This window comes from Neoroseomonas eburnea (assembly GCF_018129005.1).
GTDB classification, from domain to species: domain Bacteria; phylum Pseudomonadota; class Alphaproteobacteria; order Acetobacterales; family Acetobacteraceae; genus Neoroseomonas; species Neoroseomonas eburnea.
On sequence record NZ_JAAEDL010000028.1, the window covers coordinates 1 to 22,287 of the forward strand.

Here is a 22,287-nt window from a genome sequence, read left to right on the forward strand (position 1 = left end):
GGCTCGGGCCGGCGGCGGGCGGCTGGGCCGCGGCCGGCGCGCTGCTGTTGGCGGCACGGCTGGCGCTCGGGCGCGCCGGGTTCGGCGCGATGGGGCGCGCCCTGGCGGCGGCTGGATTTGTCGGTGCGGTCGGCGCGATGTTCGCGGCGGGGCTGCTCGACCATCTCTCGCTGGTGCGCGAGGCGGCGGGACGCGGCGAGGAGGTGCGCGCCGCGCTGACCGGCCATCTCGCCCTCGTCGCCGCGGCGCTGCTGCCGGCGCTGGCGATCGGCGCGGCCCTCGGCGCCTTCGCCTTCGCCGTGCCGCGCAGCGCGACGCCGGTCATGGGCGTGCTGGCTGCCTTGCAGGTGATCCCGGCCATCGCGCTCTTTGCGCTGCTGATCGAACCGCTCGCCGCGCTCGGCCGTGCCCTGCCGTTGCTCCGGGACGCAGGGCTGCGCGGCATCGGCGCGGCGCCGGCGGTGCTCGGCGTGTTCCTCTACCTGCTGCTGCCGGTCGCGGCGGCGACACGGGCGGCGCTGGGCGCGGCGCCGGCGGCGGCGGTGGATGCGGCGCGCGGCCTCGGCTTCGCGCCGGGGCAACTGCTGCTGCGCGTGCGGCTGCCGCTCGGCGCGCCGGTCTTCCTCGGCGGGCTGCGCACGGCGACGGTGCAGGCGGTGGGGCTGGTGACGCTCGGCGCACTGGTCGGCGCCGGCGGCTTCGGCGTGCTGATGTTCCAGGGGCTCGGGCAGTTCGCGCCGGACCTGATCCTGCTCGGCGCCCTGCCGGTGGCGGCGCTGGCGCTGGTGCTGGACGCGGCGCTGCGTGCGGTGGAGGAGGGGCTGTCGCGCGGCACCGCCGGCGCCACATGATCCGCTTCGAGAGGGTGCGGAAGTCGTTCGGCGCCGCGCGGGCGCTGGACGGGCTCGACCTGGTCGTGCCGGAAGGCGCCTTCGCGGTGCTGCTCGGCGGTTCGGGGGCGGGGAAGTCCACCGCCCTGCGCATGGTCAACCGGCTGATCGAACCCGATGCGGGGCGGGTGCTGCTGCGCGGGCGCGACGTCGCCGCGGAACCTGCGCCGGCGCTGCGGCGGCGTATCGGCTACGTCATCCAGGGCATCGGGCTGTTCCCGCATTGGAGCGTGGCGCGCAACATCGGCGCCGTGCCGCGGCTGCTCGGTTGGGAGGAACGCCGCATCACCGCGCGCGTCGAGGAACTGCTGACGCTGCTCCGCCTCGACCCCGCGGCCTATCGCGACCGCATGCCGGCCGAGCTCTCCGGCGGCCAGGCCCAGCGTATCGGCGTCGCCCGCGCGCTCGCCGCCGATCCCGACATCCTGCTGATGGACGAGCCCTTCGGCGCCCTCGACGCCGTGACGCGCCAGGCGCTGCAGCAGGAGATGGCGCGGCTGCACGCCGCGACCGGCAAGACCATCCTGCTGGTGACGCATGATGTCGAGGAGGCGCTGTCGCTGGCCACGCGCCTCGCCGTGATGGCCGATGGCCGCCTGCTGCAGGAAGGCGCGCCGCGCGAGTTGCTGGACGCGCCGGCCGATCCGCGCGTGCGGGGCCTGCTCGATGGCGGCGCGCTCGGCATGCGGCGGCTGGCGCTGGTGGCGGCCGCGTCGATCGCGCGCGCTTCCGGCGAGGCGCCCGCCTCCCTGCCGCGCATCGCCGCCGCTGCGACGGGGCGGGATGCGCTGGAGGCGATGCTCGTCGCGCGCGCCGAGGCGGTGGTGCTGGTGGACGAGGGCGGAGCGCCTGCGGGACTGGTCGCGCTGCGGGACCTGTTGCGCGCATGAGGCCGGCGGCGCTGCTGCCGGCGGTGCTCTTCGCCGCGGCGCTGCTGGCGCTGCCGCTGGGCGGCGCGACCTTCGGCGCGTTGTTTCCGGAGGTCGCGGAGCCGCTCTACCGGCGGGAGCCCTTCACGACGCTCGCGTTGAGCCATGCCGGCCTGGTGCTGGCCTCGCTGCTGCCGGCGGCGGCGATCGGCATCGGCCTCGGCATCGCCGCGACGCGGCCCGGGGCGCGGGAGGTGCGTGCGGTCGCCGATGCCCTGGTCGGCTTCGCCCAGGCGGTGCCGCCGGTCGCCGTGATCGCCATCGCCGTGCCGGCGGTGGGCTTCGGCGCGGCGCCGGCGCTGCTCGCGCTGGTCTGCTACGCGACGCTGCCGGTGCTGCGTGCGACCGCCGGTGCGCTGGCGACCGTGCCGCCCGAGGTGCTGGACGCCGCGCGGGGCGCCGGGATGACGCCGCGCCAGGTGCTGTTCCGGGTCGAGTTGCCGCTCGCGGCGCCGCCGATCCTCGCCGGGCTGCGCGTCGCGGCGGTGCTGGCGGTGGCGACGGCGGCGGTGGGGGCGGTGGCGGGTGCCACCTGCCTCGGCACGCCGATCATCGCCGGGCTGGTCAACGGCAATCCGGCCTGGGTCGTGCAGGGCGCGCTGCTGACGGGGCTGATGGCCTTCGCGGTGGACGGGCTGCTCGGCGCGCTGGCGCGGCCGGTCAGCGCATCACCTCCATGAAGCCTGACTCGTCGTCCAGCCGGGCATGCTCCCTGGCGCGGAAATCGTAGCGGGAGACGATGCCGACCACATGGCCGCCCTCCACGATCGGCACGTGGCGGAAGCCGCAGTCGTTCAGCAGCAGCAGCGCATCCATCGCGGTGGCCCGGGGGCCGAGCGTCGTCGGGTTCTTCGTCATCACCGCATCGATGCGGGTTGCCTTGGCATCGAGGCCCTCGGCCAGCAGCCGCACAGCGTCGCGGCCGGTGAAGATGCCCAGCAGATGCCGATCCTCGTCCACCACCAGCACAGCACCCACCTTGCGCGCATACATGGCGGCGCAGGCCTCGGAGACGGTGGCGGTCGGGGCCAGCGTCAGCGGCTTCTGATCGCGGACGATCTCGCCCATGGTGCGCTGGGGCATGGCGGGGTCTCCTCCGTCTTGGGAATGTCACATTGCGCCGGCGGGCCGCCCGCAATCTTGACGCAGCGCAATCAGCCGGCGCCGGTTTCCATCGGCAGCGATGGGTCGCGGCCCCATTCGTCGAGGCTGCCGTCATAGACCGCAAGCTCCGCCCAGCCCGCGCGCAGCAGGTTGAAGGCGAGGTTGCTTGCGGCGATGCCGCCGCCGCAATAGGCGATGACCCGATGCCCCGGCGCGATGCCGGCTTCGGCAGCCAGGGCGGCGATGCCCGCGGGCGGCAGCGTCGCATCGGCGAGCCGTGTCGCCGGCAGGTTGCGGCTGCCGGCGATGCGCCCCGGACGGTGGTAGGAAAGCCCCCCGGTGCCGGCGTGCTGTTCGGACGACAGGGCGTTGACCACCAGCACGGCCGGGTCGCCCAGCGCGGCCAGCACATCCGCCCGGTCCGCGATGGCTGCCGTTCGGGGCCGCGGGGCCAGGGGCCGCGCGGCCGGCCTCGGCGGCGCCGGCGGGCCGGCCTCCACCGGCAGCCCGGCCCCCTGCCATGCCGCGAAGCCGCCTTCGAGCACGCGGACCGCATCGAAGCCGAGCCAGCGCAGGGTCCAGAAGGTGCGTGCGGCCCAGTTGCCGCCGACCCGGTCGTAGAGCACCACCCGGCTGTCCTCCCCGACACCGTGTGCGGCGAAGGCGGCCGCCGCGACCTCGGGGGAGGGCAGGGCGAAGCGGTAGGGCCTCGCCCGGTCCCACAGCCAGTCCAGCGCATCGAGATGCACCGAACCGGGGATGCGCGCCTGTGCGAAGGCGGGGCGCGCGCTCGCCTGCAACATGGTCGAGAGGTCGGGCGCCGGGCGCTGGAACACGCTGCCATCCAGCACCACGAGCCCCGGCGTGCCGAGCTCCGCGGCGAGGCCCGCGGGAGTGACGGTCAGGGTCATTGCGGCTCGAAGTTCGCGATGCGCAGCAGTTCCGCGTTGCGGGCGACATCGGCGGCGATGAAGCGTTCGGCCTGGTCGACGCTCTCCGCCACCGGCTCGAAGCCGAGGCCGGTCAGGCGCTCGACCACGGCGGGCTCGCGCATGCCCTCGACGATGGCGGCGTTCAGGCGGTCCACGATCTCCCGCGGGACGGCGCGCGCGGCCCAGACGCCGTACCAGGAATAGAATTCGAAGCCCGGCAGCCCGGCCTCCGCAAGTGTCGGCAGGTCCGGGGCGAGCGGCGTGCGCGCGGCGGTGGCGATGCCGAGGCCGCGCAACTGCCCGCCGCGGATCATCGGCAGCGTCGCCAGCACCGGGTCGAACATGAGCTGGGCATTGCCCGCCGCCACATCCGTCAGCGCCGGGGCGGAGCCGCGATAGCCGACGATCTCGATGTTCGCTCCGGTCATCCGGTTGAACTCGATCGATCCCAGATGCCCCGCCGCGCCGAGCGAGGAGGTGGCGAAGGACCATTTCGAGGGCTCGCGCTTCGCCGCCTCGACCACCTGCGGGATGGTGGTCTGCGGCAGGCGCGGGTTCATCACCAGCACGAGCGGCCCGCGCGCGGTGCGCGCCACGGGGATGAAGTCGGTGACCGGATCATAGGGCGCGGCGCGCATGACATGGCGCGCCATCGGATGGATCGAGGCCGAGCCCAGGATGGTGTAGCCATCCGCCGGCGCCTGCAGCACCGCCTGGCTGCCGATCGCGCCGTTGGCGCCCGGGCGGTTCTCCACCACCACGGTGACGCCGAGCTTCTCCTGCAGCTTCTGCGCCGCGAGCCGCGCCATCGCATCGGTCGCCGCACCTGGCGTGTAGGGCACGATCACGCGGATGGTGCGGTTCGGCCAGGCCTGCGCGAAGGCGGGTCGCGCCAGCGCGAGGCCCGCCGAGCCGACCAGAAGTTCCCTGCGCCTCATCGTCTGCCCTCCGTTCCGGTGGCGGGAGCATGCACGCCGGGGCGGGTGCGTCCAAGCTTCGCGCATGCGAAAAGCGGGCATGGAGAAGGTGGATCTCGCGCTCTGTCTCGCCGTGGATGCGTCTTCCTCGGTGGACTATGACGAGTTCGGTCTCATGCTCGGCGGCTATGCGGCGGCGTTCCGGGACGAATCGATCGCCGCGGCGATCGCCGCCGGGCCGCGCGGGGCGGTGGCGGCGGTCCTGCTGATGTGGTCGGGGCGTGGGGCGCAGGCGGTCGCGGTGCCCTGGGCGCGGCTCGACGGCGCCGCCGCCGCCGCCGCCTTCGCCGAGGCCGTCGGGAACGCGCCGCGCGTGGTGGCCCCGGGCGCCACGGCGCTGGGGGAGGGGATGGCGGCCGGCCTCGCGCTGCTCGCCGCCTGCCCGGCGGAGGCGACGCGGCTGGTGATGGATGTCTCGGGCGACGGGCGGCACAACCAGGGGCGCCCTCCGGGCCCGGTGCGGGACATCGGCGTCGGTGCCGGCGTGACGATCAACGCCCTCGCGGTGCTGAACGAGGAGCCCGACCTGCTCGACCACTACCGGGACGAGGTCATCGGCGGCCCCGGCGCCTTCGCCATCCACACGCCGGACTACGCGGCCATCGCCGAGGCCATCCGCGAGAAGCTGCTGCGGGAGCTGGCCGGCGCGCCGGTCGTCTGACGGGCCGCCGGATCCGCGTCGCCGCTTGGGAGCGGCGGGGCGGGTGGCGTAGATTCCGCCGCATGCCTGAAATCACCCAGCTTGCCCTCTTCTTCGCCGCGGCCCTCCTCCTCGCGGTGACGCCGGGTCCCGGGATCTTCTACGTCGCGGCCCGCACCCTCGCGGGTGGCCGATCGGAGGGCATCGCCTCCAGCTTCGGCACCGGGCTCGGCGGCATGGTCCATGTCCTGGCGGGCAGCCTCGGTGTCTCCGCGATCGTGCTGGCCAGCGCGGAACTCTTCACGGCGCTGAAGCTGGTCGGCGCCGCCTATCTCGTCTGGCTCGGCCTGCGCACCCTGGGGGCCGCCCGCCGCGATGCCCTCGCTGCCGCAGGAGCCGCGACCCCGGTGCCGCCGGTCGGGGCGCGGCGCGCCTTCCGCGAAGGCATGCTGGTCGAGGCGCTGAACCCCAAGACCGCCGCCTTCTTCCTTGCCTTCGTGCCGCAATTCGTCGATCCCGCATCCGGTCAGGTGGCGGTGCAGTTCGCTGCCCTCGGCACGGTGTCCGTGGTGCTGAACACGCTTGCCGATGTGGTGGTGGCCTTCGCCGCTGCCGGCATCCGCTCCGGTGTCGCGGCGCGCCCCGGCTTCGTCCGCCGTCTGCGCGAGGCCTCCGGGGCCGCGATGATCGCGCTCGGCCTCGGTCTCGCGCTCGCCCGCCGCCCGGCGAACTGACCCCGGGCGGGCGATGGGCCGCCCTGGCCCCTTGCCAGCCGCCGCCGCGCGTGGCTTTCTCGCCGTGCATCAAGAGTTGGGCCGGCGCCCAACGCCAACCTGCCTTCCCGGGCAAGGTGGCGCCTCCGCAAGGGGGGATGCGGCCACTCCGGCAACCAAACGGGATGCGCCGCCGTGTCGGTTCGACTCCGGACAAGGAGGACCCCGATGCTGGATGTGGCGCCCGCCCCCGACCTGGCCCTGCTGCTCGCCCCGGGCGACGAGGCCGAGTTCGTCGCCCTCTGTGCCTGGACCACGCGGCTCGGGCGGAGCGAGCCGTCCTGGCTCTATGTCGTGCTGCATCGCGGCAGCGGGCTTTGGACCCATGCCTATCGCGTGGTGCCGGACCGGCGGCCCGGTCACCTTGCCGTGTACCTCGAGCGCGCCGAGCCCGGCGACCGTCGCGCCGCGCTGCGGCACTGGCTGCAGGCGCGGGTGGCGGAGGCCGACGACCGGCGCTGAGAGCCTGTTTGGAAAAGCACCGTGCGGCGCTTTTCCATGTCCGGCACCGGCCCGCACCCCGACCCGGCCACCCATTCCAGGATACTGACGTGGGTGGCCGGGCGGGGGTGCGGGCCGGTGCCGGACATTCCAAACGGGCGCCGAGCGGCTTGCGTCGGCGCGGCAGGGCAAGGCAGAACTCTCCACGTTCCGCAGGATCGGGTTCCTCATGCTCCTTCTCATCCCTGGCCCCGTGCAGACCCGCGCCGAGGTGCGCGCCGCCATGGCCCAGGACATCGCGCCCTGGGACCGCGACTTCCAGGCCGTCTACGCGCGGGTGCGGGAAAGGATCGTCGGCATCGCCCACGGCACGCCGGGCGTGCACGCGACGCTGCCGATCCAGGGCGCCGGCCATTTCGTGACCGAGGCGGCGTTGCGCACCTTCGTTCCGCCGGGTGGCAAGGTGCTGATCCCGGTCAACGGCGCCTATGCCCAGCGCATGGCCCGCCTGGCGCGCGAGGCGGGGCGCGAGGTCATCGCCATCGACCTGCCCGACACGCGCGGCGCGACGGCGGCCGACATCCTGCCCGCGCTGGAGGCCGACCCCGCGATCGGCACCGTCGCCTTCGTCTACAACGAGACCGGCAGCGGCATCGTCAACGACGTGGAGGGCATCGGCGCGGCGGTGCGCGCGGCGGGACGGCGGACGGTGCTCGACGCCGTCTCCGCCTTCGGCGCGCTGCCCTTCCGCCTGGACCAGCACCCCGAATGCGACACCCTGGTCTTCACCTCCGGCAAGTGCCTGGAAGGCATGCCGGGCATGGGCTTCGCGGTGGCGCGCATCGACCGGGCCGAGGCCTGCGCGGGGCATGCCGGCTCGTGGTCCCTGGACCTGTCGGACGTGCTGGCGCATGCGCGGCGCGCCGGCTGGGGGTCGATCCGCTTCACCCCGCCGGTGCAGGCGATCGCCGCCTTCGACGTGGCGCTGGACCTGTATGAGGCCGAGGGCGGCCAGTCGGCGCGGCTCGCGCGCTACCGCGCGAACGCCGATGCGCTCTACGAGGGGTGCGCGGCGCTCGGTCTGCGGCCGTATCTCGAGAAGCGGCACCAGGGGCCGGTGATCGTCACCGTCCACCAGCCGGCCGATCCGCGCTTCGACCTGATGACCTTCGTCGAGGCGCTGAAGCGGCGCGGCGTGCTGATCAGCAACTTCTACAACACGGCGGCGCCGACGCTGCGGATCGGGGCGATCGGGGCGATCACGCCCGAGGATATTCGCGGCGCGGTCAAGGCGATCGGGGCGACGCTGGAGGAGATGCTGCCGAAGGCGGCGTGAGGGGCGCCGGAGAGGGGCGCCGCCCCTCTCCGGACCTCGCCCCGCCAAGGGCCGAAAGGCCTTTGGAAACCATGAGATTCACCGGGGATTCCGAGGCGGGGGGCTCACGGTCGCGCGGCTGATCGAGCGCGGGCCCTGGCCCACTTCGAAATCCGACAAAGTGCCGGTGTCCAGAGGCCTTTCGGCCTCTGGCGGGTGGGGTTCGGGGAGGGCAGGGCCCTCCCCGATACTCCGCCTCTCAGAACCGGTACCGCACGCTGACGCCGAAGATCCACGGATCGAGGTCCGCGGTCGCGTTGATCCGCCCGACGGCGGTGTCCACCGCGACATCCGGCCGCAGGAACACCTTCTTGACGTCGAGGTTCATCAGCCAGTTCGGCGCCAGTTCGATGTCGAGGCCGATGTTGAGCGCGAGCCCGAAGGCGTTCTCGACATCGACGCCCGTCACCGGCGGGGTGCGTCCGCCACCCTCGCTGTAGAACATCGTCCAGTTCGCGCCGATGCCGATGTAGGGGCTGTAACGCTCCGCCGGCAGCGGGTGGTACTGGAAGGTCAGCGTCGGCGGCAGTGCCCAGACGTGGCCGAGGTCCACCGTGCCGAGCGCGCTGTTGCGCACTTCGAGGTCGTGGCGGGTGGTGGCGGCGATCAGGTTCACCGCGAAGTTCGGCGTGAAGAAGTAGGTGAAGTCGAGCTGCGGGGTGACAGCGAAGGACGCATGCGGCGTGCCGCCGATCAGGTCCACGTCGCCGGCGTCCATCGGCAGCATGCCGATGACGCCGAAGCCGATCATGAAGTCACCGGCCTGCTTGCCGCGCACGGCGTTCGGCTGCTGCTCCTGCGCCAGCGCAGGCTGCGCCAGGAGGCCGAGCACCGCGGCTCCGGCCAGAAGCATGCTCTTGCGGATCATTGGAAAACGTCCCCTGTCAATTCCAGCGTGATCGCGATAGGCGCGCCGTCGCGCGGCGTCCTTGATCCTTCTCAAGCGCGGCATTGCGCCGGCGCAGGGTTGCAAGCCGGCCACACTCCCCGTAAGCGCCGCGGGTCCAGCCAAGGGGGATGACGGGATGGCCACCGACATCGAGATCGCACGCGCAGCGACGCTCAAGCCGATCCGCGAGATCGCCGAGGCGGCGGGAATCCCCGAGGACGCGCTGGAGCCCTACGGCAAGTACAAGGCCAAGGTTTCGCTCGATTTCGTCGCCGCGCAGCAGGGCCGCCCGGACGGCGCGCTGGTGCTGGTCACCGGCATCAACCCGACCCCGGCGGGGGAAGGAAAGACGACCACGACGGTCGGGCTTGGCGATGCGCTGAACGCGCTGGGCACGAAGACGATGATCGCGCTGCGCGAGCCCTCGCTCGGCCCCTGCTTCGGCGTGAAGGGTGGTGCCACCGGCGGCGGCTACGCGCAGGTGGTGCCGATGGAGGACATCAACCTCCACTTCACCGGCGACTTCCACGCCATCACCAGCGCGAACAACCTGCTGGCCGCGATGGTGGACAACCATCTCTACTGGGGCAACGGGACGGGGCTGGATGCGCGGCGCATCTCCTGGCGGCGTGCGCTCGACATGAACGACCGTGCGCTGCGCGGCATCGTCGCCTCGCTCGGCGGGGTGGCGAACGGCTTCCCGCGCGAGGACGGCTTCGACATCACGGTCGCCTCGGAAGTCATGGCGGTGTTCTGCCTGGCGAAGGACCTCGCGGACCTGCAGGCGCGGCTCGGGCGCATGGTGGTCGGGCAGACGCGCGATGGGCGCGCGGTCACGGCGAAGGACCTGAAGGCGGACGGCGCCATGGCGGTGCTGCTGCGCGATGCCTTCGCGCCCAACCTGGTGCAGACCATCGAGGGCTCGCCCGCGCTGGTGCATGGCGGCCCCTTCGCCAACATCGCGCACGGGTGCAATTCGGTGATGGCGACGCGGCTCGCACTGAAGCTCGCCGATGTGGTGGTGACGGAAGCCGGGTTCGGCGCCGATCTGGGGGCGGAGAAGTTCCTCGACATCAAGTGCCGCCAGGCGGGGCTGAAGCCGGCGGCCTGCGTGGTGGTGGCGACGGTGCGCGCGCTCAAGATGCATGGCGGCGTCGCCAAGGCTGATCTCGGCACCGAGGATGTCGCGGCGGTGAAGCGCGGCGTCGTCAACCTCGCGCGCCATGTGGAGAATGTCGGCAAGTTCGGCATCCCGGTCGTGGTCGGACTCAACCGCTTCTCATCGGATACCGAGGCCGAGATCGCCGCGGTGCAGGCCGCGATGCACGCGATGGGGACCGAGGCGATCCTGTGCACCCATTGGGGCGACGGCGCCAAGGGCGCGGCAGGCCTCGCTCGCGCGGTGAAGGGGCTGATCGACGGCGGCCGCGCGGATTTCGCGCCGCTTTATACCGATCACGTCTCGCTCGCCGGCAAGATCGAGACCATTGCGCGGGAGGTCTACCGCGCCGGCTCCGTCGCCATCCCCGCGCCGGTCGCGGCGAAGCTGAAGCGCTTCGAGGAAGACGGCTTCCGCGACCTGCCGGTGTGCATCGCCAAGACGCAGTATTCCTTCAGCGCCGACCCGACGGCACTCGGCGCGCCGACCGGCCACGTGCTGCCGGTGCGGGAGGTGCGGCTGTCGGCCGGCGCCGGCTTCGTCGTCGCGGTCTGCGGGGAGATCATGACCATGCCCGGCCTGCCGCGGCGACCGGCGGCGGAGAGCATCCACCTCGACGCCGAAGGGCGGATCGAAGGATTGTTCTGACGCGCCGCGCCGTCAGGCGAGGCCGCGCGCGATCGCCTCGACATCCTGCGCCGCCGGGCTTGTCGGGTGGCGCGTCAGCAGCGGCGCCTGGTGCCGGATGGCGTCGCGCACGCGCGGGTCGCGGCGCACGATGCCGGCAAGCGGGATGTGGCGCCTGAGGAAGGTGCCGGCCGCGCGCGCCAGCGTCGCATGGGTCCGGGTGCCGGCGGCGAGATCGCTGGCGAGGTTGACGACGATGCGCGCATCGCCGCCCGGCCGGTCGCGCGCATGCAGCTTCAGGACCGCATAGGCGTCGGTCAGGCTGGTGGGTTCCTCGGTGGCGAGGACCAGAAGCGTGTCGGCGGCGGCGGCGATGCGCCGCTGCGGCGCGTCCAGCCCGGCGCCGAGATCGACCACCACCCGGTCCCAGCGCAGCGCGGCACGCGCGATCGCGGACAGCAGCGCATCGAGCGCCGGCGGCGCGAGTGTCGCGAGCGCGCCCGAGCCCGACCGTCCGGCCAGGATGTCGATGTCCGCCGGCGGATGCCGGGAGGCCGCATCCTCCGGCGACAGCGTGCCGGCGATCACGGAGGAGAGGTCGCGCGCCGGCTGGAAGCCGAGCTGCACATCCACATTGGCAAGGCCGAGATCCGCGTCCACCAGCAGCACCCGCGCACCCTGCCGCGCCAGCGCCTGGGCGAGGGTGATGGCGAACCAGGTCTTGCCGACGCCGCCCTTGCCGGAGGCGACGGCGATGATGCGGCCGGGGGCGGGGAGAGGCGCGAGGGCAGTCATTCAGGCGGCCTCCTGCGGGGCGGCAACGCCGCGGCGCGGCGCGGCGGCAAGGCGCGCGGCGAGCCGCGCGGGCGAGAGCGGTTCAAGGCCATCCGCGACGTCCGGGCCGATGCCGGCCTCCGTCAGCAGCAGCGGCCCGGCCTCGGCGGCGGCGAGCACGGCGCCGAGCCGGCGCGCGGCATCGAGCCGCGTCGGCACCAGGTGCCGCGCGCCGATCGCGGCGAAGGCGCGCGCCAAGTCGGCGGCTTCCTGGGCGTCCAGGCCGGCGGGCAGGACCAGCACGAGATCGGCCCCCGATGCCGTGGCGAGGCCGCGCAGCGCGACCGCCTGGGGCGGGTCGAAGGGATCGCAGCCGGCGGTGTCCACCAGCACGGGCTGGCCGCGCTCGCGCCGCCCCAGCGCCTTGCCGAGCGATGCGGCGGAAGGCGCCACGGCCAGGGTGAGGCCGAGCACGCCGGTGAAGGCGGCAAGCTGCGCCGCCGCACCGGCACGCTGGCCGTCGGCGGTGACGACCACCGGCGCGGTGCCGCGCATCACCAGGCGAGCGGCGAGCTTCGCGCAGGTCAGCGTCTTGCCCGCGCCCGGGGGGCCGACCAGCATCAGCGGCTTCTCCTGCGCCTCCGGCAGCGGGGCGAAGCCGAGCGTCGCGCCGAGCGCCGCCTCCAGCGGCGCCGCGCCGAGCGCGAGCGCCAGCGCGACCGGCAGGTTGTGGAAGGCGAGCGGCCCCGCCACCGGCACCGCCGCGACCGAGGGGCCCATGGGCGGGATCAGCACCGGTTCCTCGGGTTCCAGCGCCGCCGTCACCTCGACGCCGCCGGCGACGCGGCGGGTGCCGAGGATGACCGCCTCCGCGCCCAGCTCGCTGCGCAGCAGCGCCATGGCCTCGGACATGCTCGCGGCGCGGAAGACCTTGAGCCTCATCAGAGCGACCCCACGGTGCGAATGCGGGCGCGCGGGTGGATCTCGGTATGCGCCAGAACGGTGGTCGAGGGACGGAAGCGCTCGACGATCGCGCGGACATGCGGGCGGATCGGGCCGGAGCAGACCAGTACCGGCTGTTCGCCAGCGGCGTTGGCGGCGTCGAAGGCCTCGCGCAGGCGTTGCATGAACTCGCCGAGGCGGGAAGGCGCCATGGCGAGCTGGCGTTCCTCCGGCGGTCCGACCAGCGCCTCGGTGAAGGCGACTTCCCACTCGGCGGAGAGCGTGATCATCGGCACATAGCCCTGCGGCCCGCGCGCCGCGTCCGAGAGCTGCCGCGCCAGCCGCGTGCGGACGATGGCAAGGATGCCCGGCACCGAGCGCGCCCCCGCCGCGGAGGCTTCCTGGATGCCTTCGAGGATGGTCGGCAGGTCGCGGATCGAGACGCGTTCCGCCAGCAGCGCCTGCAGCACGCGCTGGATGCCGCCGACACCGATCTGCGACGGAACCAGGTCGGCGACCAGCTTGCGGTGTTCGGCCGGCAGCTCGTCCAGCAGCTTCTGGGTCTCGGCGAAGGACAGCAGCTCCGCCATGTTCTCCCGCACCAGCTCGGTGATGTGGGTGGCGACGACGCCGGCGGCGTCCACCACCGTGCAGCCGCGGGCGAGCGCATCCTCCCGCCGCGTCTCCTCGATCCACAGGGCGGGCAGGCCGAAAGTGGGCTCGTTGCAGCGTTCGCCGGGCAGGTCGGGCACGCCGCCCGCCGGGTCGATCGCCAGCAGCAGCGGCGGACGGAGCTGGCCGCGCCCCGCCTCGATCTCCTTCACCCGGATGGCGTAGGTGTCGGGGGAGAGGGAGAGGTTGTCCTGGATGCGCACGGAGGGCAGGACGAAGCCCATGTCCTGCGCGATCGACCGGCGCAGGCCCTTGATCTGCTCGGTCAGGCGCGGCGCGTCGCCGGCGGCGAGCGACAGCAGCCCATAGCCCAGTTCCAGCCGCAGCAGGTCCATCCGCAGCGTGTCGGCGATCGGCGGCTCGCCCGCGATGGCGGGTGCGTCGGGCGGCGCGGCGGGGGCGAGCGCTGCCCGGTGCTTCGCCCAGGCCGCCGCGCCCGCGGCGCCGGCCAGCGCCAGGAAGGGCAGCAGCGGCATGCCCGGCAGCAGCCCCATGAGGCCCGCCGCACCCGCCGCGATGGCGAGCGGCTTCGGCCCGGCGCCGAGCTGCCCGACCAGCACCTTGTCCGCCGTGCCTTCCGTGCTGCCCTTGGTGACGACGATGCCGGCGGCGACCGAGACGAGCAGCGCCGGGATCTGGCTGACCAGGCCATCGCCGACGGTCAGGACGGAGAAGGTCTGCGCCGCATCGGCGAAGCCCAGCCCGTGCCGCGCGATGCCGATCGCCATGCCGCCGAGCAGGTTGATGAAGGTGATGATCAGCCCGGCGATGGCATCGCCGCGGACGAATTTCGCCGCGCCGTCCATGGCGCCGTAGAAGCCGGTCTCCTCCTCGAGTTCGCGGCGGCGGCGGCGCGCCTCGGTCTCGTCGATGATGCCGGCGGAAAGGTCGGCGTCGATCGCCATCTGCTTGCCCGGCATGGCATCGAGGCTGAAGCGCGCGGCCACTTCCGCGATGCGCCCAGAGCCCTTGGTGATGACCATGAAGTTCACCACCAGCAGGATGGCGAAGACGATCAGCCCGACGACGACATCGCCGCCCATCAGGAAGCCGCCGAAGGCGGAGACGACATGCCCCGCCGCCTGCTCCCCTTCATGCCCATGGCTGAGGATGGTGCGCGTGGTGGCGACGTTGAGCGCGAGACGCAGCAGCGTCGTCAGCAGCAGCAGCGTGGGGAAGGAGGTGAAGTCGAGCGGCCGCTGCAGGAACAGCGCCGTCATCAGCACCAGCACCGACAGGGTGATCGAGATGGCGAGCCCGGCATCCAGCAGCACCACGGGCAGCGGCACCACCAGCACGACAAGCAGCGCGACGACGCCGAGCGCCAGCGCCACGTCGTTGCCGGGCTGCGCATTCCGCAGCCAGCCGGGCAGGGCGATCGCCGCCACGCGCTACCCTGCCGCGACCGCGCCGTAGGGCGGCTGGCCGGGCACCGGCGGCACGGCGACGCCCGCGGCGCGATATTCATGCAGCTTGTTGCGCAGCGTGCGGATGGAGATGCCGAGCATCTCGGCCGCCCGCGTGCGGTTGCCGAGGCAATGCGACAGCGTCTCGAGGATCAGGTCGCGCTCCACCTCCTCCATCCGCCGTCCGACCAGGGCGGCGACGGGCTGCGGCGCGGGGCGGGCGGCGGCGACGGCGACCGGCAGGCTGGGCGCCGCCTCCGTCGCCGCGGTGAAGGGCATCGCCTCCAGCAGGTCGATCGCCTCCGGCCCGATCGCCGGACCCTCGGCCAGCAGCACCGCGCGGTGCAGGGTGTTCTCCAGTTCGCGCACATTGCCCGGCCAGGCGTGCGTCAGCAGCAGGGCCTCCGCGGCGGGCGACAGGCCGCGCTGCGGCAGCCCGTTGGCGCGGGCGTAGCGGCGCGCGAAGTGCCGCGCGAGCGGCAGGATGTCCCCCTGCCGTTCGCGCAGCGCCGGGATGCGCAGCCGGACCACGGCGAGGCGGAAGAACAGGTCCTCCCGGAAGCGCCCCTTCGCGACCTCGGCGGCGAGGTCGCGATGCGTCGCGGCGAGGATGCGCACATCCACCTTCACCGGCGCATTGCCGCCGAGCCGGTCGATCTCGCGTTCCTGGATGGCGCGCAGGATCTTGGCCTGCAGGCGCGGATCCATCTCGCCGATCTCGTCGAGCAGCAGCGTGCCGCCCTCGGCCTGCTCGAACTTGCCCTTGCGCGAGGCGACGGCACCGGAGAAGGCGCCCTTCTCATGGCCGAAGAGTTCGGATTCCAGCAGGGCTTCCGGCAGCGCCGCGCAGTTCAGCGCGACGAAGGGCCCGCGCGCGCGGCGCGACGCGGCGTGGATGTGCCGCGCCAGCACCTCCTTGCCGGTGCCGCTCTCGCCGGTGATCAGCACGGAGGCATCCGCGCGCGCCACCTGCTCGGCGCGCGCGAGCAGCGTCGTCATGGCGGGGTCCTGCACCACCGGCCGGTCCGGATCGGCCGCCACCGCCTGCAGCATCGCGGCGATGAGGTCGGCCTCCGGCGGCAAGGGCAGGAAATCCTTCGCCCCCGCGCGGATCGCGCGCACCGCCGCATCGGCGTCGTTCGGCCTGCCGCAGGCGACGACCGGGCAGGCGATGCGTTCATCCGCGAGTTGCGCCACCAGCCAGCCGACATCGTGCACCACGTCGCACAGCACCAGGTCCGCCCCCTGTGCGCGCATGAGCCCGATCCCGGCGGAGACGCCCTCCGCCGTCAGCAGCCGTGCGCCGCGCGCCGCGGCGATGCGCGCAGCCGCGCCGAGCTCCGCCTCCAGCGAGCCGATGATCAGCAGCCGCGGCATCTCAGGCGCCCCGGTCCGACTTCACGATCTCGGTCATCGTCACGCCGAGCCGGTTGTCGTCCACCATCACCACCTCCCCGCGCGCCACGAGGCGGTTGTTGACGTAGATGTCCACCGCCTCGCCGAGCTTGCGGTCGAGTTCCACCACCGCGCCGCGGCCGAGCTTCAGAAGCTGCGACACCTGCATCGTCGCGCGCCCGAGCACGGCGCTGATCTGCACCGGGATGTCGTAGACCGCCTCCAGTTCCCGCGCCGGAGCGGAGGCGGCCTGCCGCGCCTCCTCGGAGGCGGCGGAGAGCGGCTCGAAACTCGTATTGCCCGACATGGCTTACTCCCTGGGCCCGAGGCCGGCGGCGTCCAGCACGCCGCGGATGTCGCGGCGCCGGGCCGCGAGGTCGAAGGCCGCGCCACCGCCGCGCCATTCGGCGCGCGCATCGCCGGGCGCGAGCGCGGCATCCTCCTCCACCGTCACGCCATCCGCCGCGAGCAGCGCGCGGGTCGGTTCGGCGAGGCCGGGGGCGACGAGGATGCGCGCCTCCGGCGTGGTCTCCAGCAGCGGCGCGAGCCGGCGCACGAAGCCGGCGGTGAGAGCCGCGCCGTTCTCCGCCGCGATCCCCGGAAGCGCCGCCTCCAGCATGGACAGCGCGAGCCGTGCGAGGTCCGTCGCGACCTTGGCCGCCGCCTCCGCCGCCGCGGCGCGGCCCTCGCGCAGGGCGCCGGCGGCGAGCAGAGCGGCCTGGGCGGCCAGCGCCTCGCGCGCGGCGGCGGCTTCGCGCAGCCCTTCGGCGCGACCCTCCTGCCGCGCCAGGCGTCGCGCCTCGGCGAGGATCTCCTCCATAGGATCGGGCCCGGGTGGCTCCGGCGGCGGGGACGGCGGCGCGGCGGCGGCTTCGCGCCGCGCCGCGTCGAGCGCGGCAATCAGGAAGGTGGGGGCGAAGCCGTCCCTGGTGGCGGCGAGCGCGAGAGGGGCGAAGCCGTCGGCCATGTCAGTACACCATCTCGTCTTCGCGGCCGTCCTGCATCTGGATCTGGCCCTGGGCCGCGAGGTCCTTGGCCAGCAGCACGATCGCCGACTGCGCCTCGTCCACGTCGCGCAGCTTCACGGGGCCCAGGTTGGCCAGGTCCTCCTTCAGCATCTTCGCCGCACGCTCGCTCATGTTCTTGATGAAGAGGTCGCGCAGCGTCTCCGACGCGCCCTTGAGCGCGAGGACGAGCTGCTCCTTCGGCACCGCGCGCATCAGCACCTGCACCCCGGCGCCATCCAAGCGCTGCAGGTCGTCGAAGGTGAACATCAGGCCGCGGATGCGTTCGGCCGCATCGCGGTTGCGTTCCTCGAGGGCTGCGAGGATGCGGCTTTCCGACTGGCGGTCGAGGTTGTTGAAGATCTCGGCCATCATCTCATGCGCGTCGCGCCGCTGCGCGCGCGCGAGGTTCGACATGAACTCCGCCTTCAGCGTCTTCTCGACGCCGTCGAGCGCTTCCTTCTGCACCGTCTCCATGCGGAGCATGCGCATCACCACCTCCATCGCGAAGCCCTCCGGCAGCAGGGAGAGCACGCGCGCGGCGTGGTCGGACTTCACCTTGGTCAGCACCACGGCGACGGTCTGCGGGTACTCGTTCTTGAGGTAGTTCGCGAGCACCGCCTCGTTCACGTTGCCGAGCTTGTCCCACATGGTGCGGCCGGCGGGACCGCGGATCTCCTCCATGATCTGGGCGACGCGCTCGCGCGGCAGGGTCTTGAGCAGCATCCGCTCCGTGGTTTCCCAGGAGCCGACCAGATTGCCTGTCTGCCCGAGGTTGTCGGCGAATTCGCGGCACAGCTCCTCGACCGTCGGCGCCGGCACGGTGCCGAGGCTCGCCATGGCGGTGGAGATGTCGCGGATCTCGTCCTCGTGCATCTTCGCGAAGAGCCGCGCGGCGTGCTCCTCGCCGATCGCCAGCATGAAGGTGGCGGCCTTCTGCGCGCCGCTCAGGGTCGGGGGCAGTGCCATGCCTCAGGATCCTTCCGGCGCCATCCAGCGGCGCACCACGCTCAGGGATTCGTCGGGGTGGCGGTCCACCAGCTCCTGCATCTTCGCGATGGAGGAGGCGCGCATCTGCCCCTCGACCATGCCGATGGAGACCATCGCCTCGTTTTCCGCCGCGCCTTCCAGCGCCGGGTGGCCGGCGGTACCGGCCAGGGCCGCGCCCCCGGGGCCCGCCACCGCGACCGCGCCGCCGCCGGGCAGGGCGGCCGCCGGGGCCGGTGGCTGGATCATCGTCGCCAGCCGCCCGGCGAGCGGCCGCCCGACCAGCAGCAGCGCGACCAGCGCGACCAGGGCGAAGAGCCCGGTCTCCATCAGCCGTGCGAGCGTCGTGCTGCTGAAGGAGAGGTCGAACATGCCAGGCGGGCCCGCATCCGCCGCCGGCGGCTCCGCGAAGCGCAGGGAGACGACCTCCACCGTGTCGCCCCGCCGCTCGTCGAAGCCGATGGCGCCACGCACCAGGGCGGAGATGCGGGCGAGTTCTTCCGGCGTGCGCTCGCGGAAAGTGGCCGGGCCGCTCGCCTGCGGCTCCCAGACGCCGTCCACCAGCACGGCCACGGATTGCCGCCGCACCACCGGATGCTCGCGCACGGTGCTGCGCGTGGTGCGGCCGATCTCGTAGTTGGTCGTCTCCTCCTGGCGGCTCTCCTGGGAGCCGCCGCCGCCCGCCGGGTCGGCGCCGGGGACGTTGTTCTGCACCGTGGTCGGCTGGCCCTCGGCGTTGCGGCTGCTCTCCTGCACGCTCTGCTGGCTGCGCGGCACCTGGTTGTCGGGGTCGAAGCGTTCCTCGGTGGTCTGCACGCGGTCGAAATCCATCTCGACCGTCGCCTCGGCGCGGACGCGGCCCGGGCCGAGGGTGCGTTCCAGCATCTCCTCCACCGCGCGCCCGATGCGCAGTTCCTGGGCGCGGCGCATCTCGTCCTGCGACATCGCAGCCGCCGGGCCGGCCAGGGCCTGCCCCCCGCGCGCCAGCAGCGCGCCGCGGCTGTCGACGATGGAGACGTTCTGCGGCCGCAGCCCGGGCACGGCGGTCGCGACCAGGTGCAGCACCGCCTGCACGCCCTCCCGGTCGAGCCGCTGCGCGCCCTGCATGGTCAGCACCACCGAGGCCTGCGCCTCCCCACGTTCGCGCGAGAAGGCCTCGCGCCGCGGCAGCACCAGGTGCACGCGCGCCGCGCGCACGCCGGCCAGGCCGCGGATGGAGCGCGCCAGCTCGCCTTCCAGGGCGCGCAGCCGGTTCACGTCCTGCTGGAAGGGCGTGGTGGTCAGGGATTCGCCGCGGTCGAAGATCTCGTAGCCGACCGAGCCGCCCTGCGGCAGGCCTTCCCGCGCCAGGGAAAGCCGCAGCCGCGGCACCTGTTCCTCCGGCGCCAGGATGCGGCTGCCGCCGGCCTCGATGCGATGGGGGACGCGCGCGCGTTCCAGCGCGGCGACGACCTGTGCGGCGTCGCGCGGGTCGAGGTCGGCGTAGAGCAGCGCCATCGGCGGCTGCCCCGCCCGCAGCACCAGCCAGGCGAGCAGCCCGAGCACCGCGAGCCCGGCCCCGGCCATGGCGCCGAGGCGCAGCGGTCCCAGCGCGCGGAGCTGCGCAAGCACCGCGTTCACCGGCGCCACCTCCCGCGTCGCTCACCGCGCCCTGCCGGCCGCATCCATCGCATCCGAAGGCCGCCTCCTGCCGCCGCGGCAGACTTTGCCGGGTGGCGGTTGCGGCGCGGTTAACGCGGGCGCGGCGGTACGGCGCGCGGGGCCGGTGGGGCGGCCGCGCGCGAAACCGGGCCGCCGGTACCGACGTCAGCGGATAGGCCGGCCGCCATCAGGTCTCGGGCACGAGCCGACGCAGCTTGTCGAAGCCGACGCTCAGCCCGCCGAGCGACAGCGTCAGGGCGCCGTCCTGGCGTTCCGCGCCGGTGACCGTGCCGGCGACCGTGAAGGACAGCGCGACCTGTTCCCCGTTCTCCGCGCGCCCGGTGACCTGCACGCCATAGGCGCCATCCGTCACGCTGGTGCCGGCGTCGTTGCGCCCATCCCAGGTCCAGCCGCTGGCCGCGGTGCCGAGGGTGACCGTCTGCCGGCGCACCACGCGCCCGCTGCTGTCGGTGATCGAGATCTCGGCGCTGCGCGCCGTGCCGGCGGCGGGCAGGCGGATCTCGGCGCTGCCGTTCTGCAGCGCGACCTGGTCGGCCTCGACCTCGACGCGCTGGCCGATCAGCGGCGCGGCGGCGGTGAGCTGCGCCGTCTGCTGCAGCGCGATCAGGCTTTCGAGGTTCTGGTTCATCGCGATCTGCTGCTCGACCGAGGCGAACTGCACGAGCTGGTTCGTCATCTGGTTGGTGTCGAGCGGGTCGGTCGGGCTCTGGTTCTGCAACTGGGTCGTCAGCAGCGTGAGGAAGGTGTTGAAATCCCCCGCGAGGCGCGTGTTGGAGCTTGCCGCGCTGCTGGTGGCGGCGGCGGTGGTCGAGGTGATCGATCCGGACATGGCGAGATCCCTTTCCTGGAGCAGATCCCGATCGGATGGAATCACCTGATCGGGTGAGGACGCCGGTGGACTCGACGCGCCGGGGCGGCGGCCGCGAGCCGGTGCGAATGCGGGCCGCGCTAGACGGCGAGGTCGAGCAGCGAGAGGGCGCGGCGCCGGGGCGCGGGCTCGGCTCGAGTGTCGAGGCCCACCTCGCCGCCTGATTGCATGCCGCGTGCCATGCTGGTCTCTCCGCCGCGTGGGTTCCGACGCTGCCCTTCGGAACCGCCTCCGCTGCCCGGCGCGAGCCCGAGCGAGAGCGAGCGGCCGTCCGGCTCGATGCCGGCGGCGCTCAGGGCGCGGTCGAGATCGCGCTGGTCGCGCTGCAGCAGGGCAAGCGTTTCCGGGCGCTCGGCAAGGATGCGCACCTGCGCGCCATCGCCGCTGCGCTCGACGCTGACCTCGACGCGGCCGAGCTCGACGGGTTCGAGCGTGACGGAGAGCCTTGCGGTGCCGCCGCCGCCGATGGCGACCGCGACGACCAGCGGCGCGAGCTGGCGGACCGGCGCGGTGGTGGGCGCGGGGCGCGCGGTGGAGGGAGGGGCGGGCGGCGGCGTCGTCGGGGTTAGGACCGCGCCGGGAGCTTCCGTGGCTGGGCCGGTGGCTGCCGGCGCGGCGGGTGGCGGGGGCTCCGCGGCGGGTGCCGGCGGCACAGGTGTCGCGGCGACTGGGGTGGCCGCCATGTCGCTCTCGGCGGCGGCCGGCGATGGTGCCACGCCGGCCGGCGGAGCCGCCGGCGGGAAGGAGGTGACGGCTGCATGCGGCTCCTCCGCGACCGGGGGATCGCCGGGACGGGGCGGCCCGGTCTCGCCGCGTGCCGCGGGGCTGTCGGTCGCGGGGCCCGGGGCGCCGGCGCGCTGCGCTGTGGCCGGCCGCGAAGCCTTGCTCGCCGCGACCGGGGCCGCTGTCGTCGCCGTCGCTTCCGGGGCGACCCCCGGGGGTGCCGCCGGCGCGGCTCCGGCGATGACAGGCGCGCGGGCGGTCGTGCCCGCGGTGGCCGTGGCGGGCCTGGCGACGGTGCCGGCATTCGTGGGCGCGGCCGTTGTGGGAGGACAGGAGGTCGTGGCGACGGGGGCGGCGGCCATCGGGACAGCGGCGGTCTCGGACGGGCCAGCGGCCGGTCCGACGGCGGCTGCCGGGGATGATGGGTGTGCGGCCGGCTGCGCCGCGATGGTGCCCGCTTGGCCGGAGGCGGCAGTCGCCGCCGGCGCGGCCGGCTGCGTGGCGGCGGCGACGATGGGATCGGCAGGATCGCCGCTCGCTGTCGGCGTCGGGCCGGGTGTCGCCTCGGCCGGCGGCGGCGTGACGGGGCCTGGGCCGGCCATGCGCGCGGGGCGCGCATCGGTGGCGGGCGGCGTTCCCGCCTCCGCGCCATTCGACGCCGCCCCCGCCATCGTCGACACTGCCTCCGCCGCGGTTCCGGGCGGCGTTGTCGGCGGTGTCGGCGGTGTCGGCGGCACTGCGCCGGGCAGGGCCTGTACAAGCAGCGCCTGCAGATCCGGTGGCGCGCCCTCCGGCAGTTCCGGCACAGGGGCTGTCTCCGGTGCCGGAGCTTCCGCCCCGGCCGGCGCAGCGGGCCCCCCGGCAGCCGCGGGTGTCGCCTGCGCCACCTGCGCGAGCGCCTCGGCGAAGGCGCTCGTCCCGCCGGTAACGGCGGTGGCCTGCGGCGCGATGGCGATGGCGGCCGGGGCTTGGCTCGCAAGGACATCCATGCCGGTCGTGCCTTTCCTGCCGGCGCCGCGACGCGCGGCGCACCGCCGGCGCGCGGAGGCGGCCGGCGCCTGGCCGGCTGCAACCGCCGGGCCAGCGCCGGACGGCCCCCCTGCGGCAGGAAGTGCCGC

22 protein-coding genes and 1 riboswitch are annotated in these 22,287 nt (G+C 74.0%); of the genes, 8 read left to right on the forward strand and 14 right to left on the reverse strand.

What is annotated here, in order from left to right:
* The 3 genes from GXW74_RS21945 to GXW74_RS21955 all read left to right on the forward strand — a co-directional run.
* The coding region (locus tag GXW74_RS21945; protein ID WP_211848735.1) for an ABC transporter permease at positions 1–851 on the forward strand (851 nt) is incomplete at its 5' end.
* Positions 848–1,780 (forward strand): ABC transporter ATP-binding protein, encoded by a 933-nt coding sequence (locus GXW74_RS21950; protein ID WP_211848736.1) that lies wholly within the window; start codon positions 848–850, stop codon positions 1,778–1,780. The genes GXW74_RS21945 and GXW74_RS21950, both read left to right, overlap by 4 nt.
* The gene (locus tag GXW74_RS21955; RefSeq protein ID WP_211848737.1) at positions 1,777–2,499 is read left to right on the forward strand and encodes an ABC transporter permease; all 723 of its coding nucleotides are present in this window, start codon (positions 1,777–1,779) and stop codon (positions 2,497–2,499) included. The genes GXW74_RS21950 and GXW74_RS21955 overlap by 4 nt, the downstream gene beginning before the upstream one ends.
* On the opposite strand, the gene GXW74_RS21960 is transcribed toward GXW74_RS21955, so the two are convergent.
* The 3 genes from GXW74_RS21960 to GXW74_RS21970 form a co-directional block, all read right to left on the reverse strand.
* Positions 2,480–2,902 (reverse strand): CBS domain-containing protein, encoded by a 423-nt coding sequence (locus GXW74_RS21960; protein WP_211848738.1) that lies wholly within the window; start codon positions 2,900–2,902, stop codon positions 2,480–2,482. The two genes, GXW74_RS21955 and GXW74_RS21960, sit on opposite strands and share 20 nt — an antisense overlap.
* 71 nt (positions 2,903–2,973) lie before the next feature.
* Positions 2,974–3,834, reverse strand: coding sequence for a sulfurtransferase (locus GXW74_RS21965; protein ID WP_211848739.1), 861 nt, complete (start codon positions 3,832–3,834; stop codon positions 2,974–2,976).
* Complete coding sequence (locus GXW74_RS21970; RefSeq protein ID WP_211848740.1) at positions 3,831–4,793, reverse strand: Bug family tripartite tricarboxylate transporter substrate binding protein; 963 nt, start codon at positions 4,791–4,793, stop codon at positions 3,831–3,833. Before GXW74_RS21970 ends, GXW74_RS21965 begins: the two co-directional genes overlap by 4 nt.
* 79 nt (positions 4,794–4,872) lie before the next feature.
* Here GXW74_RS21970 and GXW74_RS21975 point away from each other — a divergent pair, with 79 nt between their 5' ends.
* From GXW74_RS21975 to GXW74_RS21990, 4 genes are all read left to right on the forward strand, one after another.
* On the forward strand, positions 4,873–5,493 hold the full coding sequence (locus tag GXW74_RS21975; protein WP_211848741.1) for a DUF1194 domain-containing protein: 621 nt from the start codon (positions 4,873–4,875) through the stop codon (positions 5,491–5,493).
* Between the two features lie 62 nt (positions 5,494–5,555).
* Positions 5,556–6,206, forward strand: coding sequence for a LysE family translocator (locus GXW74_RS21980; protein WP_211848742.1), 651 nt, complete (start codon positions 5,556–5,558; stop codon positions 6,204–6,206).
* Positions 6,207–6,267: 61 nt separating this feature from the next.
* Positions 6,268–6,375, forward strand: a riboswitch (SAM-I-IV-variant riboswitch).
* A 38-nt stretch (positions 6,376–6,413) separates the two neighbouring features.
* Positions 6,414–6,707, forward strand: coding sequence for a hypothetical protein (locus tag GXW74_RS21985; protein WP_211848743.1), 294 nt, complete (start codon positions 6,414–6,416; stop codon positions 6,705–6,707).
* 208 nt (positions 6,708–6,915) lie between these two features.
* On the forward strand, positions 6,916–8,022 hold the full coding sequence (locus GXW74_RS21990) for a 2-aminoethylphosphonate--pyruvate transaminase (RefSeq protein WP_211848744.1): 1,107 nt from the start codon (positions 6,916–6,918) through the stop codon (positions 8,020–8,022).
* A gap of 238 nt (positions 8,023–8,260) precedes the next feature.
* Here the strand turns inward: GXW74_RS21990 and GXW74_RS21995 are convergent, their stop codons facing one another.
* Positions 8,261–8,929 (reverse strand): OmpW/AlkL family protein, encoded by a 669-nt coding sequence (locus tag GXW74_RS21995; RefSeq protein WP_211848745.1) that lies wholly within the window; start codon positions 8,927–8,929, stop codon positions 8,261–8,263.
* 157 nt (positions 8,930–9,086) lie between these two features.
* Between GXW74_RS21995 and GXW74_RS22000 the strand changes: the two genes are divergently transcribed.
* Positions 9,087–10,757 carry a formate--tetrahydrofolate ligase gene (locus GXW74_RS22000; RefSeq protein WP_211848746.1) on the forward strand — a complete coding sequence of 557 codons (1,671 nt, stop codon included), beginning with the start codon at positions 9,087–9,089 and terminating at the stop codon, positions 10,755–10,757.
* 12 nt (positions 10,758–10,769) lie between these two features.
* Here the strand turns inward: GXW74_RS22000 and GXW74_RS22005 are convergent, their stop codons facing one another.
* The 10 genes from GXW74_RS22005 to GXW74_RS22050 form a co-directional block, all read right to left on the reverse strand.
* Positions 10,770–11,531, reverse strand: a complete 762-nt coding sequence (locus tag GXW74_RS22005; RefSeq protein WP_211848747.1) for a nucleotide-binding protein — start codon at positions 11,529–11,531, stop codon at positions 10,770–10,772.
* Positions 11,532–12,452 (reverse strand): flagellar biosynthesis protein FlhF, encoded by a 921-nt coding sequence (locus GXW74_RS22010; RefSeq protein WP_211848748.1) that lies wholly within the window; start codon positions 12,450–12,452, stop codon positions 11,532–11,534.
* Complete coding sequence (flhA, locus tag GXW74_RS22015) at positions 12,452–14,512, reverse strand: flagellar biosynthesis protein FlhA (RefSeq protein WP_211848749.1); 2,061 nt, start codon at positions 14,510–14,512, stop codon at positions 12,452–12,454. Before flhA ends, GXW74_RS22010 begins: the two co-directional genes overlap by 1 nt.
* 3 nt (positions 14,513–14,515) lie before the next feature.
* A complete protein-coding gene (locus GXW74_RS22020; protein ID WP_211848750.1) occupies positions 14,516–15,907 on the reverse strand; it encodes a sigma-54 dependent transcriptional regulator in 1,392 nt (463 codons plus the stop codon).
* A gap of 1 nt (position 15,908) precedes the next feature.
* Positions 15,909–16,232, reverse strand: a complete 324-nt coding sequence (gene fliN / locus GXW74_RS22025; protein ID WP_246523869.1) for a flagellar motor switch protein FliN — start codon at positions 16,230–16,232, stop codon at positions 15,909–15,911.
* A gap of 3 nt (positions 16,233–16,235) precedes the next feature.
* A complete protein-coding gene (locus tag GXW74_RS22030) occupies positions 16,236–16,892 on the reverse strand; it encodes a FliH/SctL family protein (RefSeq protein WP_211848751.1) in 657 nt (218 codons plus the stop codon).
* Position 16,893: 1 nt separating this feature from the next.
* Positions 16,894–17,898, reverse strand: a complete 1,005-nt coding sequence (gene fliG, locus GXW74_RS22035) for a flagellar motor switch protein FliG (RefSeq protein ID WP_211848752.1) — start codon at positions 17,896–17,898, stop codon at positions 16,894–16,896.
* Between the two features lie 3 nt (positions 17,899–17,901).
* On the reverse strand, positions 17,902–19,536 hold the full coding sequence (fliF, locus tag GXW74_RS22040; RefSeq protein WP_211848753.1) for a flagellar basal-body MS-ring/collar protein FliF: 1,635 nt from the start codon (positions 19,534–19,536) through the stop codon (positions 17,902–17,904).
* A gap of 208 nt (positions 19,537–19,744) precedes the next feature.
* Positions 19,745–20,407 (reverse strand): flagellar hook assembly protein FlgD, encoded by a 663-nt coding sequence (locus GXW74_RS22045; RefSeq protein ID WP_211848754.1) that lies wholly within the window; start codon positions 20,405–20,407, stop codon positions 19,745–19,747.
* 119 nt (positions 20,408–20,526) lie between these two features.
* Complete coding sequence (locus tag GXW74_RS22050) at positions 20,527–22,158, reverse strand: flagellar hook-length control protein FliK (RefSeq protein ID WP_211848755.1); 1,632 nt, start codon at positions 22,156–22,158, stop codon at positions 20,527–20,529.
* Positions 22,159–22,287: the final 129 nt, after the last annotated feature.

What these genes read in the sequence shown, in the direction of transcription:
- GXW74_RS21950 (WP_211848736.1), top strand. Translation starts at nt 848, where the DNA reads ATGATCCGCTTCGAGAGGGTGCGGAAGTCGTTCGGCGCCGCGCGGGCG.
- GXW74_RS21955 (WP_211848737.1), top strand. Translation starts at nt 1,777, where the DNA reads ATGAGGCCGGCGGCGCTGCTGCCGGCGGTGCTCTTCGCCGCGGCGCTG.
- GXW74_RS21960 (WP_211848738.1), bottom strand. Translation starts at nt 2,902, where the DNA reads ATGCCCCAGCGCACCATGGGCGAGATCGTCCGCGATCAGAAGCCGCTG.
- GXW74_RS21965 (WP_211848739.1), bottom strand. Translation starts at nt 3,834, where the DNA reads ATGACCCTGACCGTCACTCCCGCGGGCCTCGCCGCGGAGCTCGGCACG.
- GXW74_RS21970 (WP_211848740.1), bottom strand. Translation starts at nt 4,793, where the DNA reads ATGAGGCGCAGGGAACTTCTGGTCGGCTCGGCGGGCCTCGCGCTGGCG.
- GXW74_RS21975 (WP_211848741.1), top strand. Translation starts at nt 4,873, where the DNA reads ATGGAGAAGGTGGATCTCGCGCTCTGTCTCGCCGTGGATGCGTCTTCC.
- GXW74_RS21980 (WP_211848742.1), top strand. Translation starts at nt 5,556, where the DNA reads ATGCCTGAAATCACCCAGCTTGCCCTCTTCTTCGCCGCGGCCCTCCTC.
- GXW74_RS21985 (WP_211848743.1), top strand. Translation starts at nt 6,414, where the DNA reads ATGCTGGATGTGGCGCCCGCCCCCGACCTGGCCCTGCTGCTCGCCCCG.
- GXW74_RS21990 (WP_211848744.1), top strand. Translation starts at nt 6,916, where the DNA reads ATGCTCCTTCTCATCCCTGGCCCCGTGCAGACCCGCGCCGAGGTGCGC.
- GXW74_RS21995 (WP_211848745.1), bottom strand. Translation starts at nt 8,929, where the DNA reads ATGATCCGCAAGAGCATGCTTCTGGCCGGAGCCGCGGTGCTCGGCCTC.
- GXW74_RS22000 (WP_211848746.1), top strand. Translation starts at nt 9,087, where the DNA reads ATGGCCACCGACATCGAGATCGCACGCGCAGCGACGCTCAAGCCGATC.
- GXW74_RS22005 (WP_211848747.1), bottom strand. Translation starts at nt 11,531, where the DNA reads ATGACTGCCCTCGCGCCTCTCCCCGCCCCCGGCCGCATCATCGCCGTC.
- GXW74_RS22010 (WP_211848748.1), bottom strand. Translation starts at nt 12,452, where the DNA reads ATGAGGCTCAAGGTCTTCCGCGCCGCGAGCATGTCCGAGGCCATGGCG.
- GXW74_RS22020 (WP_211848750.1), bottom strand. Translation starts at nt 15,907, where the DNA reads ATGCCGCGGCTGCTGATCATCGGCTCGCTGGAGGCGGAGCTCGGCGCG.
- fliN (WP_246523869.1), bottom strand. Translation starts at nt 16,232, where the DNA reads ATGTCGGGCAATACGAGTTTCGAGCCGCTCTCCGCCGCCTCCGAGGAG.
- GXW74_RS22030 (WP_211848751.1), bottom strand. Translation starts at nt 16,892, where the DNA reads ATGGCCGACGGCTTCGCCCCTCTCGCGCTCGCCGCCACCAGGGACGGC.
- fliG (WP_211848752.1), bottom strand. Translation starts at nt 17,898, where the DNA reads ATGGCACTGCCCCCGACCCTGAGCGGCGCGCAGAAGGCCGCCACCTTC.
- GXW74_RS22045 (WP_211848754.1), bottom strand. Translation starts at nt 20,407, where the DNA reads ATGTCCGGATCGATCACCTCGACCACCGCCGCCGCCACCAGCAGCGCG.
- GXW74_RS22050 (WP_211848755.1), bottom strand. Translation starts at nt 22,158, where the DNA reads ATGGATGTCCTTGCGAGCCAAGCCCCGGCCGCCATCGCCATCGCGCCG.